The sequence below is a fragment of the Burkholderia sp. YIM B11467 genome, assembly GCF_052952715.1.
Window position 1 is genome coordinate 258,569 of record NZ_JBQVSQ010000007.1, and the last position, 12,142, is coordinate 270,710.

Sequence of the window (12,142 nt, forward strand, 5' to 3'; positions counted from 1 at the left end):
GCGGCACGTCCTTCGATACTCGCTGCGGTACTTACTGCGGTACCTTCAGCGCCCCGGCGTCAACCTGCTCGGCCAGATGGTTCACGGCTTCCTGGATCGCGAGGTCCAGCACCTTGCCGTTCAGCGTCGAGTCGTATCCCGCCGTGCCGCCGAAGCCGATCACCTCGCGATTCGACAGGCTGAACTCGCCGGCGCCCTGGCTCGATGCCACGACTTCCGACGTCGTCGTGTCGACGATGTTCAGGTTGACCTTCGCGTACGCGACCTGCGTCTTGCCGCGGCCGAGGATGCCGAACAGCTGGTGATCGCCGACGTCCTTGCGGCCGAACTCGGTCACGTCGCCCGTCACCACGTAGTTCGCGCCCTTCACGGCTTGCGCCTTCTTCATGAAGCCGGCTTCCTGCTTGATCTCGTCGAGGTTCTCGCGATCGAGCACGTTGAAGCGCCGGCTCTGCTGCAGGCGCGTGACGAGGATCGTCTTCGCTTGTCCGCCGAGGCGGTCGATGCCGTCCGAGAAGATGCCGCGCATGTAGCTCGAGCGGTTGTCGAACTTGCCGACCGCGATCGCGACACGCTTGCCTGCATACGGCTTCTGCGCGCTGCTCACGGCCGGCACGTCGAGCGTGCGCGACGATTCGGTCGCGCAGCCGGACAGCGCTGCGACAACCGCTGCCACCACGAGAACGGTGCGTCGTGTCTGAATGTTCACTGCTGGTCTCCTTGCGTGGAAAGATTGCCCGGAACGGGTGCGCGTGCATCGGCGCGATGCGCGCGCACGCGAACTCATCGCCGGGCCGGCGATAGCTAGATGTGAAGAAGTGGAATGCGCAACCGATGTGTTGCGGCAAAAAGCGGATGGACGACGCAGTGCGCGACAGGCTCGCGCGCGCCGGTTACATCGTGACGCTGGTTACTGCGCTGTTGATCGCGCATGATCGGCCCCGTATATGATTTTTCGCGATCATATCAAGCCTGATTATTGAGACGGGCAATCTTGATAATAGTTGACGATTTTCGTATCTATATGAAATGCGCGGCCGAATCAGGCGGAATGCCCTGTAGATAAATGCTTCGCCTGTATATAACCCGAGTGCGGCGATTTTCTTTGGTTGCGGCGGCGAACGGGGCGCCGATCCGTCAATATCGAGACATATTGCCCGCGCAGTCAGCCCGGATTACCAATATCTCGAAAATAATCGCCGAATATCGTCGGGCCCTGCCACGCAAAAAGCAGTATCCCGGCCAATACGCAATCCGGCCGCACGCGCGCGTGCAGACGCGCGCGCCCTTCCCGCTAGTCGGCCACCTTCTGCCGCATCGTCACGAACTCCTCGGCCGCAGTCGGATGGATGCCGATCGTGTCGTCGAACTGCGCCTTCGTCGCGCCCGCGCGAATCGCGATCGCGATGCCCTGGATGATCTCGCCCGCGTCGCGGCCGACCATGTGCGCGCCGATCACGCGCTGGCTGTCGCGCGCGACGACGAGCTTCATCATCGTGCGCTCGTCGCGGCCCGACAGCGTATGGCGCAGTGCCTTGAACGACGTGCGGTAGATGTCGACGTCGCCGTGCGTGCGACGCGCATCCGCTTCGGTGAGGCCGACCGTCGCGACCTCGGGCTGGCTGAACACGGCCGACGGCACCCATGCGTGATCGGCCGCGACGCGTGACCCGCCGAACAGCGTCCGCGCAAGCAGCCCGCCGTCGCGTGTCGCCACCGGCGTGAGCTGCGGACGCGACGTAACGTCGCCGATCGCATGGATCGACGCAACCGACGTCGCCGAATACGCATCGACGGCGATCGCACCACGTGCGTCGAGCATGACGCCCGCCTGTTCGAGTCCGAGCCCGTCGACGTTCGGCACGCGGCCGGTCGCATAGAGCACCGCGTCGTACGGCCCGTGCCGCGCGTCGCCGACGCGCACGCTCAGCGTGCCGTCGTCCGCGCGGGAAATCGATTCGACCACCGCGCGCGAATGGATCGTGACGCCCTGCTTCGTCATCTCGTCGGTCAGGAACTGACGCACGTCGTCATCGAAGCCGCGCAGGATTTTCTCGCCACGATAGAACAGGTCGACGTGGCTGCCGAAGCCGTTGAAGATGCCCGCGAACTCGACCGCGATATAACCGCCGCCCACCACCGCGATACGCTTGGGCAGCGTCGCGAGCGACAGCGCCTCGCGCGACGTGATCGCATGCTCGATGCCGGGCCGCGGCGGCAGCGACGGACGCGAGCCGGTGGCGATCGCGATGTGGCGCGCACGAATCGTGCGCTCGCCGATGGCGACCGTGTGCGCATCGACGAGCGTCGCGCGCCCCGCGTGCATGTCGACGCCCGATTGCCGCAGCAGGCTGATGTAGATGTCGCTCAGCCGATTGATCTCGCGATCCTTCGCGGCGATCAGCGCGGACCAGTCGAGCGTGCCGGCGCCGAAGGTCCAGCCGAAGCCCTTCGCGTCCTCGACTTCGTGCGGGTAGTGCGATGCGTAGACGAGCAGCTTCTTCGGAATGCAGCCGCGCAGCACGCAGGTGCCGCCGATCTGCTCCTGTTCCGCTATGCCGACGCGCGCGCCGTATGACGCCGACATCCGCGCGAGCCTCACGCCGCCCGAGCCGGCCCCGATGACGAACAGGTCGTAGTCGAAATCCATCGCATTGCCTCATCGCAGTTCGGATGACGGCACGATAGCAAGATTCCGGAATTCTTGCGGGCCGCGGTACGACCCGGCGCGCGCCCAATAAAAAACGGCGAGAGACATTGCCTCTCGCCGGTCAACCCAGCTGCCGGGTGTGTCATGCGTCACCGATCGACCGCATGCCCGACCTGCCGGCCGCGCGGCACCGGTCCGCCCGGGCGCGCGAAGTGCGCGCCCGCGGCCGGACCAGCCGCCATGCTCATGCCTGCGACGTGTCGCTGCCGTCCGTCGCCTGCGTATCGTCTGCCTGCTGCTCGGGCTGGTCTTCCTTCTTCTTCTCGAGCAGGCCTTCGACTGCCTCGGCGCCCTTGAAGCCGGCGACGGCCGCTGCCGCCTTGGTCAGCAGACCCGCATCCGGATCCAGCTTTTCCGCGCCTTCGACAGCCGCCACTGCGCCAGCGATTTCACCTACCGTGTTCAGGATACCCATCGTCATCCCCTTTCAAGAAAATCGTGAGCGCATCGTCCCACGAAAAAAACCGGCGCACCGCGATTGTCATCACCGGATACACAAGTTACGCACCAGGCCGGCCGCGCTCGCCGAGCGCCTGCCGGAACAGCGCACGCGCGCGCACGACGGCACGCAACGGGCGATGCACGCAGCGTAGCGGAAAGCCTACGCGCGTACTGTAAAAGTATGTTCTGGATTGCCGACGGATGGCTTACGGCGCGGGCATTGCGTGATGGAGCGATCGCTGAATAGTCGTGCGCGCATATGAAGGCCGCGTGACGAAAAAAAAGAGGCCCCTTGCGGAGCCTCTTCGATGCGTGCCAGACAGATGCCGGCGCACGTGTTCCGACGTTCGTCAGAAGATATTGCGCAGGCCGATCGCGATGCCGGTCTGGTTGCTGCGACCCGGCAGCTCGACGTTCGCCGCGCCGTTCGTCTTGTTGAAGTCGACGGTGCCGTAGACTTCGGTGCGCTTGCTCAGCGCGTACTCGGCGATGCCGACGACCGCATAGCGGTTGCCGCTCGCGAGCGTGCCGTTCGCGGTCATCGCATTGCGCATGTGGTCGTAGTAGAACGCGCCCGTCAGCGTCAGCGGCGTGCTGACCTGCCAGCTCACGCCCGCGAACGGACCGTCGTCGATCCGGCCGGTGCCCTTCGCGACCGGAATCGTCTGCTGTGCGAGCAGGCTGTCGACGAAGCCCGTGTCGTCCTTCGAGCGCAGGTAGCCGGCATAGACCTTCGCCTTGCTGAACGCGTACACGACGTTCGCGTGGTAGATCGTCTGCTTGCGCGCCGAGTTGTCGCTGTTCTGCTGCGCGCCGGCCGCGATGCTGAGCGGACCCATCACGTACGACAGCGACACGCCCCATGCGTTGCCCTTGCCGAGCGAACCCGGAATCTGGCCCGAGAAGCCGCCGGCGCCGGTCGATTCGTAGTTGGTGCCGGTCGAGTACATCGCCTTCGCGGTCAGGCCCGCGAACTTGCCCGTGTACTTGATCTGGTTGTCCGCATACAGGCCGCCGCCGAGTGCAACCGGCAGCCATGCGTTCTCGAGGTAGTTGCCGACCGTCAGCGGATCGTAGGTGTCCGACAGCAGGTCGAACAGCGGCGTCTTCTGGCGACCGAGGGTCACCGTGCCGTACGGGCTCTGCAGGCCGACGTATGCCGCACGGTTGAACAGGCGGCCGCTGTCGGCGAATGCGCCGTTCTGCAGGTTCACGCCGCTTTCGAGGTTGAACACGGCCTTCAGGCCGCTGCCGAGGTCTTCCGTGCCGTAGATGCCGAAGCGGCTGTTGGTGATCGCGCCGTTGGTCATCGACAGCAGGCCGTCGTTCTTGGCGTTCGCGTTGGTCAGGTAACGGACGCTGACGTCGGCGACGCCCCACAGCGTGACCGAGCTTTGTGCCGCCGCGTACTGGCTGGCGAATGCGAGCGCGGCGCCCCCTGCGATGGCTGCGAGTCGGGTGGTCTGCTTCATGAGCTTTCCTTTTTGTAGGTGTCTCCGTTCATTGCCGGCCGCGTGCGCAGCCGGGTGGCGATCGCGCACGTTCATGGCGCACGCGATGTGGCCTGAATCATATGACGAGTGCCTTCGCTGAAAGAAATTGAAACGCGCCGTAATGGCGCGACTGTCGCCCGGGAACAACGTTTCCCGCGCCGGGCTTGCCTGACGCGGCGACGCCACGGGTCGCGAGGCCATCGGCATTTGCGTGCCGCGCTGTAAGGATCGGCGATGGTGCGGCGCGGTGAAAGCGGTATCGTGGCGGGCCGGCCCGCGCGATCGAACGCAACCGGAAGATGCCGCGCATACCGACAACGGGCGCGGCCAGTGCGACCGGCCCGCGTCGGGGTGCGCCGGCGGAACAACAATGGATCGATGAATCGGTGACGACGGAACGCGGCGCCAACGGCTGCCGCGTGAAGCGTGCGGTCAGGCCGTTTGCGCGGCCTCGCCGTCGCCATCGCCGCCGTTCCCCGCGCGACGCCACGCACGCCGCACGATCTCCGCGAATGCGCCGACGAGCAGCAGCACCGCGCCCCACAGCGCGATGTCCGGCACGAGCCGCGTCACGAGGCCGCCGGCCACCGCGCCGGCCAGGAAGCAGAAGCTGATCGTCGCGAGCAGCGCCGAGTCGTGCAGCGCGCCCGCGTCGTAGCGCGGGATCAAACCGACGAACAGCTTCTGCGCGGCGCGCCGCAGGTTGCCGGTCGTCATCACCGACGTGTACGACAGTTCCTCGAGATGGGTGAACGACAGCGTCTGCAGCGTCGCGACGAACGAGATACCCGGAATCAGCCAGGCGCTCGATGCGCCGACGAGGCCGCTCGCCGCGACGCAGAGAAACGCGATCTCGACGATCAGGCACGCGAACGCCGTGTGCCGCATCCAGCCGCGCTGCGCGGCGAGGCCGAGCAGGTGTGCGACGAACACCGCGATCACGAAGCCGACGAGCGGCGGCACGTGATGCAGCGCGGCGGCCCATTCGCCGGCCGACAGGTTGATGCCGAGCAGCGCGACGTTGCCGGTCATCGTGTTCGCGAACACGTGGCCGTGGCCGACGTACGTGTACGCGTCGAGGTAACCGCCGGACAGCGTCAGCAACGCGGCGACAGTGAGATTGCGGCTGGCGCCGTCGAGATCCATCGATCCTCCCGTGGTGCGCGCCGCGCACGGCGGGCGGTGCGAAATTCAGTCCCGCCGGCCGGCGCGGGATGCCGTCGGCGCTGCGCGGCCGGGCCTCGCCGCTTGCCGCGCGCCAATATAATGCTCGCCGTCAGGGTGCGGATTGCCGCCGCGTATCGCCCGGCGGGAACGTGTCGTCCGGGCGGGTTTCGCCGCCGACGGACCGGCCGAGTATACCGGGCCGGTTGCGGGCCGATTACGGCCCGCCTGGAGCCGATCGCCGCCCCGCGCCTCTTCATCGAGCCTTCGAATGACACTCGCGAAGTTCTTCCTGCGCTTTACCGTCATCCCGCTCGCCGCGATCGTGCTGGTGGCCGTCTGGGCGTTCAACCGCGAATCGGGCGAGATCGATGCGCGCCAGTATGCGGCGCTGGTGGCGGCCTATCCGTCGTTCACGCCGAAGCTGAAGCACGAGGTGGCCGACGCGTTGCGCGGCGGCAGACTCGCGAAGGCCGATTACGGCACGATCATGCGCGATGCGCTCGAGGCGGGATACGTGGTCGACTGGCCGACAACGACGGACGACGTCTACAGCGAGCGCGGCCGGCTGCTCGGGATGGTGAACAGCGACCTGCCGGCGCCGCAGTAGCCTGCCATGGCCGGCGATCGCAACCGGCAACGGCCGGCGGCACGGCGGCTCACTGCCCGATGCCCGTGAGCCCGATCAGCGCGCCGCCCGCGAGCAGCCACAGCGGATGGATGCGCGTGCGCCATGCGAGCACCGCGCACGCGGCCGTGATGCCCCACTGGATCGCCGTACGGTTCGACGCCTCGGAGATCAGCACCGCGCTCGCCGCGACGAGCCCGGCCGTGACGGGCATCATCCCCTGCTGCACGTAACGACGCCACGGCCGGTCGCGAAAGCGTTCCCACGCATGCAGCGCGAGCACGGTGACGATCGACGACGGCCCGAACTTCGCGAGCGACGCGACGAGCAGCCCGGCCCAGCCGGCCACGTGCCAGCCGACCAGCGACACGATCATCATGTTCGGCCCGGGCGCCGCCTGCGCCAGCGCGAACAGCGCGGTGAACTCGTGCGCGCTCATCCAGTGATGCACGTCGACCACCTGCCGCTGCATCTCCGGCAGGATCGTGTTGCCGCCGCCGAACGCCAGCAGCGACAGCTGGCTGAAAATCGTCGCGATCGCGACCAGCGTGTCGTTCATCACCGGCCTCCGTGCTGCGCGTCGCGCGCGGCAGCCGGCGCCGGCCGTGGCGTGCCCGCATCGCGACGCCGCGACGCGAGCCACACGCTGACGGGCGTCAGCACCAGCATCGTGGTCAGCAAAGGCATGCGCAGCACCGCGATCGCGACGAACGCGAGTGCCGCGATACCGGCCGCCGTGCGCGCATGCCGCAGCTGCTTCGCGACCTTCACGGCCATCGCGACGAGCAGCCCGGCAGCCGCGGCCGCGAGCCCCGCGAACAGGTGCTGCACGTGCGGATCGTTCTGCGTCTTCGCGTACAGCACGCCGAGCGCGACGACGACGAGCGTCGGGCCCGCGATCAGCCCGAGAATGCCGGCGAACGCGCCGGCGACACCACGAAAGCGCATGCCGACGGCGACCGACAGGTTGATCACGTTGCCGCCCGGCAGGAACTGGCACAGGCCGAGCAGATCGGTGAATTCGTCGGCGGAGAGCCACTTGCGCTCGTCGACGATCGTACGACGCGCGAACGGCAGCGCACCGCCGAACGACATGAGGCCGAGCGACAGGAAGCCGGTGAACAGCTCGACGAGGCCGACGCTGCGGGGTGACGCGGCAGGCGGCGGGGAAACGGATTGCATGGGGCTCCTCATCAAACGGTCAGCCGAGATTACCGCCGTTCAGGAATCCGGCAAAACGATTTTATCGACGCGTCCTTGTGATCTAGAATCACAAGCATGGCACGCGATCTCCCGCCCTTTTCCGCGCTTCGGGCCTTTGAAGCCGCGGCACGACATGAAAGCTTCAGCGCCGCCGGCGACGAGCTGCATGTGACCCACGGTGCCATCAGCCGGCAGATCGCCGGGTTCGAGGCCTGGCTCGGCAAGCCGGTGTTCCACCGCTACGGCAAGCGCGTGAAGCTCACCGACGAAGGCCGCCGCTACCTGGACACCGTGCGCGCCGCGTTCGACAGCATCGCGCACGCGACCGAGCAGTTGCGCAACACCGGCGCGGCGCGCGTGCTGCGCATCAACGCGCTGCCGACCTTCGCGATGAAATGGCTGCTGCCGCGCCTGTCGCGGTTCCAGCGCGACGTGCCGAACGTCGAGCTGAAGCTGTCGACGTCGAACGCGCCGCTCGACGCGCTCGACGGCTTCGATGTCGCGATCCGCCGCGGCCCCGGCCACTGGCCGAACTGCACGAGCGGCCACTTCCTCGACGAAAGCGTGATTCCGGTCTGCAGCCCTGCGCTGCTCAAGCGCACGCCGATCGCGCGCGCGGACGACCTCGCACGGCACGTGCTGCTGCATTCGGACACACGGCCGGAGGGCTGGCGCGACTGGTTCGCGGCGGCCGGCGTGACGATGAGGGGGCGCAAGCGCCAGTCGTTCGACCACTTCTACCTGGCGCTGCAGGCGGCCGTCGACGGGCTCGGCGTCGCGCTCGGCCCGTTGCCGCTGATCGACGACGAACTCGCGAGCGGCCGGCTCGTGATGCCGCTCGACGGGCCGCGCATCGCGACCCGCAGCTACTGGTGGATCGCGCCGCGCGCGCCGGCCGACGATCCGCTCGTCGCGCAGTTCTGCGCGTGGCTGCAGGCGCAGTCCAATACCGGCGCGTGAGTGCGCGCCGGCAGGCGGCGGTGCGCCGCCCGTGTCTCGTTCAGACCACCGGGCCCGGTTCCTTTTCCTTGCGCAGGATTGCGTACAGGATGATCGCGCCGAACGTCGCGGTGCCGATCCCGCCGAGCCCGAAGCCGCCGATCTTCAGCGAGAAGTCGCCGGCGCCGAGCACGAGCGTGACGGCCGCGACGATCAGGTTGCGGTTGTCGGAGAAGTCGACCTTGTTGACGACCCAGATCCGCGCCCCCGTCACCGCGATCAGCCCGAACACGACGATCGACACGCCGCCGAGCACCGGGCCCGGGATCGTCTGGATCACCGCGCCGAACTTCGGCGAGAAGCCGAGCACGATCGCGATCAGCGCGGCGACCGCGAACACGAGCGTCGAATAGATCCGCGTGACGGCCATCACGCCGATGTTCTCCGCGTAGGTCGTGACGCCCGTGCCGCCGACGCTGCCCGACACGATCGTCGCGAGGCCGTCGCCGATGAACGCGCGGCCGACGTAGCGGTCGAGGTTGTGCCCCGTCATCGCGCTGACGGCCTTGATGTGGCCGAGGTTCTCGGCAACCAGGATCACCGCGATCGGCGCGAGCATCAGCATCGCGTGCGGGTCGAACACCGGCGCGCGGAAGGCCGGCACGCCGAACCACGCGGCATGCCCGACGATCGCGAAGTCGATCGGCTTGCCGAGGCCCATCCCGTTGGTCGCGATCGCGTAGATCGCATACGCGATCATGAGCCCGACGAGGATCAGGAGGCGCTGCATCATCCCGCGCGCGAACACCGCGACCAGGCCGACGCAGAGCACCGTGACGAGCGCCATCACCGAATCGAAGGTCGACGCCGACACGCCCTTCACCGCGATCGGCGCGAGGTTCAGCCCGATCACCGCGACCACCGCGCCGGTGACGACGGGCGGCATCAGCGTCTCGATCCAGCGCGTGCCGATCGCCTGCACCAGCGCGCCGAGCGCGACGTACACGACGCCGCACGCGACGATCCCGCCGAGCGCGACCGGGATGTTCGGGTTCGGGCCGCTGCCGCCGTAGCCCGTCACCGCGATCACGAGGCCGATGAACGCGAAGCTCGAGCCGAGGTAGCTCGGCACGCGGCCGCCGACCAGCGCGAAGAACAGCAGCGTGCCGATGCCCGACATGAAGATGCACAGGTTCGGGTCGAAGCCCATCAGCAGCGGCGCGAGCACGGTCGAGCCGAACATCGCGACGACGTGCTGCACGCCCATCGCGACCATCTGCGGCCACGGCAGGCGCTCGTCGGGGCCGACCACGCGCGACGCCGCGCCGGTCGATTGCACCCGCCAGCGCGGGAAGTAGGAATCGGACATGGGGAAAGGGCTCCTGTCGGTCGCCGGCTGCGGAGGGTGCGCCGGTCTGGAATCTGGCGCGAGTTTACGGAGCGGGAATGGGGCTGGCAAGCGCGGCAAGCCCGAACGGTCGACTGAGCAAGCAGGCGCTCATCGGTCAAAATACGGGTTCGGATTCTCCGACCTCGGACAGTCGAGGAAAACGCGCTTCTGGGAGATCAAGTGAATCGCGCAGTCTCGCTTCTCGCATTGGCCTTTGCCGGCACCGCTTCGGGATACGCCGCCACCAAGCTGATTCTGGCCTTTGCCCCGGTGTGCGGTTACGACTGCGAGAATCGGTCCGCCGGCATATTCATCATGGTGGTCGGCACATGCCTGCTCAGTTTTGTTTTGATTGGCCACCTTGCCACGCGACGCGCACAGGTCACCGTCAAGCGGCTCTCGCTGACAGCCCTATTCCTGTCTGCCACAGCGCTGCTTGCCGGAAGCGGCTACTACATCGCGGAACTTCACCGACACTACCGGGAAGCCGACGCCGCCCGCCCCGTCCAAGCGAATTTCGATTTCATGTATATGGCCATCACGACGCGCGAGGTTCCAACATACAGCAAGGCATCGCGCGGCTCCGTCGCGATATCAGGCGCGATTCCGCGCTGGCAGCGATGTGCAATAGACGGCGCATGGTGCGATACGCGGCCGCGCCAGGCACACATGCGGTGCAAGACTGGAGAGGTCTATGTCGATGAAGCGGACTGGCCAGCATTCTCCCTCATTCCCGAAGAGAATATCCGAGGCGCGGTGCCCATGAAATCGATGAAACTGTGCGCGCCGGGAAACATCCCGGATGACTGAGCGAGCGCGCATTCCTGCCGGACCGAAATCGACGCCTCCGCTCGGTCCCTGTCCATCCCAACCCGCGACCCGCGCGATGTGAGCACACGCTCACATCGCCGCGGACGCGCCGTGCATCAAGGGTTGATGTACTGGAACAGCGACAGGTTCTGCAGCTGCGAGTAGGCCTTCTGCGAGCCGGTCAGCGCGTTCTGCATCTGCAGGAACTGGCTGATCGTCGACACCATGTCGGTGCTCGTCAGGTCGGCCAGGTTGCTGGTGACCTGCAGCGTGTTGGTCTGGTTCACTGTCTGCATCGCCTTGACTTCCTGCTCGCGGCCGCCGACCGACGCCTGCACGGTGAGCACGTTCGTCATCATGTTGTTCAGCTTCGTCGTGCCGGTAGTCATCGCGTTCTGGAGCGCGGCGGCGGCCGTCGTGTTGCTGCTGACCGGCACCTTCAGCGCGGCGATCATCGTGTCGAGCGCCGCGAACACGTCGGTGCCGGCCTTCGGCGCGGGCGTGACCGTGAACGAGTCGCCGGGCGCGGGCGAACCCGACACGGGCACCGACAGGCCATTGCCGAGCGCGATCCCGGCGCCGGCCGAATACGGCTGCGCGGCGGTCGTGGTGGGCGGCACGACGGAGTTGTCGGTGACCGTATAGGTCGGCGCGGCCGCCGTGCCGCCGAACGTGATCTTGAACTGGTCCGCATTGGTCGCGGCCGACGGGCTCGTGATCGATACCGCGCCGATCGTGCCCGTCCCCGTGTTGGTCGCGGCGGCGAGCGGCACCGGCTGGCTGCCGAGCATCGGCACCGACAGGAACACGTTCGCACCGCTGTCGCCCTGCGAGATCGCGCGCGTGTCGGCGATCTGCACCTGCCGCGTACCCGCGTCGCCGCTGTAGGTCACGCCGCCGCCCGGTGCGTTCGAAAACGGCGCCGTGGTCGACTGAAAGCCCGAGAACAGGTAGTTGCCCGAGCCGTCGGTCGAGTTCGCGAGCGTCAGCAGCTGGTCGCGATAGCCCTGCAGCTGCGTCGACAGCGCCGAGCGATCGCTGTCGGACAGCGAGCCGGCGCCGGCCTGGATCACGACCGTATGAATGCTGTTCAGCAGGTTGTTGACGCTGATCAGCGTCTGGTCTTCCTTCTGCAGCGACGACAGCGCGGCGTTCTGGTTCGACGCGTACTGCGACAGCGTCGCCGACGTCATCGACAGCTGCACGGCCTGCGCGGCGCCGAGCGGGTTGTCGCCCGGCGTCGCCAGGCTCACGCCGCTCGAGATCTGCTGGTACAGCTGCGCGAGCTGCGCCTGCTGGTCGCTCATCTGAGCGACGTTCATCTGGTAGAACTGGGTGGTGGAAATCCGCATCGCTTCGATCCC

At 67.2% G+C, this 12,142-nt stretch carries 12 protein-coding genes; 3 read left to right on the plus strand and 9 right to left on the minus strand.

Going from position 1 to position 12,142, the window contains the following annotated elements:
- Positions 1-31 precede the first annotated feature (31 nt).
- The 5 genes from ACTRWB_RS24460 to ACTRWB_RS24480 all read right to left on the minus strand — a co-directional run bounded on the left by ACTRWB_RS24460 (position 32) and on the right by ACTRWB_RS24480 (position 5,790).
- A complete protein-coding gene (locus tag ACTRWB_RS24460; RefSeq protein WP_446903490.1) occupies positions 32-703 on the minus strand; it encodes a CsgG/HfaB family protein in 672 nt (223 codons plus the stop codon).
- A 591-nt stretch (positions 704-1,294) separates the two neighbouring features.
- Positions 1,295-2,650 carry a glutathione-disulfide reductase gene (gene gor / locus ACTRWB_RS24465; RefSeq protein WP_446903415.1) on the minus strand — a complete coding sequence of 452 codons (1,356 nt, stop codon included), beginning with the start codon at positions 2,648-2,650 and terminating at the stop codon, positions 1,295-1,297.
- A gap of 244 nt (positions 2,651-2,894) precedes the next feature.
- The gene (locus ACTRWB_RS24470) at positions 2,895-3,125 is read right to left on the minus strand and encodes a hypothetical protein (protein ID WP_048248366.1); all 231 of its coding nucleotides are present in this window, start codon (positions 3,123-3,125) and stop codon (positions 2,895-2,897) included.
- Between the two features lie 376 nt (positions 3,126-3,501).
- Positions 3,502-4,623 (minus strand): porin, encoded by a 1,122-nt coding sequence (locus ACTRWB_RS24475; protein ID WP_048248353.1) that lies wholly within the window; start codon positions 4,621-4,623, stop codon positions 3,502-3,504.
- 453 nt (positions 4,624-5,076) lie between these two features.
- Positions 5,077-5,790 carry a YoaK family protein gene (locus tag ACTRWB_RS24480; RefSeq protein ID WP_419685445.1) on the minus strand — a complete coding sequence of 238 codons (714 nt, stop codon included), beginning with the start codon at positions 5,788-5,790 and terminating at the stop codon, positions 5,077-5,079.
- Between the two features lie 289 nt (positions 5,791-6,079).
- On the opposite strand from ACTRWB_RS24480, the gene ACTRWB_RS24485 reads away from it, so the two are divergent.
- Positions 6,080-6,418 carry a hypothetical protein gene (locus ACTRWB_RS24485; RefSeq protein ID WP_446903416.1) on the plus strand — a complete coding sequence of 113 codons (339 nt, stop codon included), beginning with the start codon at positions 6,080-6,082 and terminating at the stop codon, positions 6,416-6,418.
- 49 nt (positions 6,419-6,467) lie between these two features.
- On the opposite strand, the gene ACTRWB_RS24490 is transcribed toward ACTRWB_RS24485, so the two are convergent.
- Entirely contained in the window at positions 6,468-6,995 is a 528-nt protein-coding gene (locus ACTRWB_RS24490; RefSeq protein ID WP_065499028.1) for a chromate transporter, read from the minus strand.
- Entirely contained in the window at positions 6,995-7,618 is a 624-nt protein-coding gene (locus tag ACTRWB_RS24495; protein ID WP_446903417.1) for a chromate transporter, read from the minus strand. The genes ACTRWB_RS24490 and ACTRWB_RS24495 overlap by 1 nt, the downstream gene beginning before the upstream one ends.
- A 96-nt stretch (positions 7,619-7,714) precedes the next feature.
- Here ACTRWB_RS24495 and ACTRWB_RS24500 point away from each other — a divergent pair, with 96 nt between their 5' ends.
- The gene (locus ACTRWB_RS24500; RefSeq protein ID WP_446903418.1) at positions 7,715-8,599 is read left to right on the plus strand and encodes a transcriptional regulator GcvA; all 885 of its coding nucleotides are present in this window, start codon (positions 7,715-7,717) and stop codon (positions 8,597-8,599) included.
- 40 nt (positions 8,600-8,639) lie between these two features.
- On the opposite strand, the gene ACTRWB_RS24505 is transcribed toward ACTRWB_RS24500, so the two are convergent.
- The gene (locus tag ACTRWB_RS24505) at positions 8,640-9,947 is read right to left on the minus strand and encodes a solute carrier family 23 protein (RefSeq protein ID WP_446903419.1); all 1,308 of its coding nucleotides are present in this window, start codon (positions 9,945-9,947) and stop codon (positions 8,640-8,642) included.
- A 201-nt stretch (positions 9,948-10,148) separates the two neighbouring features.
- On the opposite strand from ACTRWB_RS24505, the gene ACTRWB_RS24510 reads away from it, so the two are divergent.
- Positions 10,149-10,778, plus strand: coding sequence for a hypothetical protein (locus ACTRWB_RS24510; protein ID WP_446903420.1), 630 nt, complete (start codon positions 10,149-10,151; stop codon positions 10,776-10,778).
- A gap of 116 nt (positions 10,779-10,894) precedes the next feature.
- Here the strand turns inward: ACTRWB_RS24510 and flgL are convergent, their stop codons facing one another.
- On the minus strand, positions 10,895-12,130 hold the full coding sequence (gene flgL / locus ACTRWB_RS24515) for a flagellar hook-associated protein FlgL (RefSeq protein ID WP_446903421.1): 1,236 nt from the start codon (positions 12,128-12,130) through the stop codon (positions 10,895-10,897).
- Positions 12,131-12,142: the final 12 nt, after the last annotated feature.

Excerpts from the sequence above, each read along its gene's own strand:
- gor (WP_446903415.1), bottom strand. The coding sequence starts at position 2,650 with ATGGATTTCGACTACGACCTGTTCGTCATCGGGGCCGGCTCGGGCGGC.
- ACTRWB_RS24470 (WP_048248366.1), bottom strand. The coding sequence starts at position 3,125 with ATGGGTATCCTGAACACGGTAGGTGAAATCGCTGGCGCAGTGGCGGCT.
- ACTRWB_RS24475 (WP_048248353.1), bottom strand. The coding sequence starts at position 4,623 with ATGAAGCAGACCACCCGACTCGCAGCCATCGCAGGGGGCGCCGCGCTC.
- ACTRWB_RS24480 (WP_419685445.1), bottom strand. The coding sequence starts at position 5,790 with ATGGATCTCGACGGCGCCAGCCGCAATCTCACTGTCGCCGCGTTGCTG.
- ACTRWB_RS24485 (WP_446903416.1), top strand. The coding sequence starts at position 6,080 with ATGACACTCGCGAAGTTCTTCCTGCGCTTTACCGTCATCCCGCTCGCC.
- ACTRWB_RS24490 (WP_065499028.1), bottom strand. The coding sequence starts at position 6,995 with ATGAACGACACGCTGGTCGCGATCGCGACGATTTTCAGCCAGCTGTCG.
- ACTRWB_RS24495 (WP_446903417.1), bottom strand. The coding sequence starts at position 7,618 with ATGCAATCCGTTTCCCCGCCGCCTGCCGCGTCACCCCGCAGCGTCGGC.
- ACTRWB_RS24500 (WP_446903418.1), top strand. The coding sequence starts at position 7,715 with ATGGCACGCGATCTCCCGCCCTTTTCCGCGCTTCGGGCCTTTGAAGCC.
- ACTRWB_RS24505 (WP_446903419.1), bottom strand. The coding sequence starts at position 9,947 with ATGTCCGATTCCTACTTCCCGCGCTGGCGGGTGCAATCGACCGGCGCG.
- flgL (WP_446903421.1), bottom strand. The coding sequence starts at position 12,130 with ATGCGGATTTCCACCACCCAGTTCTACCAGATGAACGTCGCTCAGATG.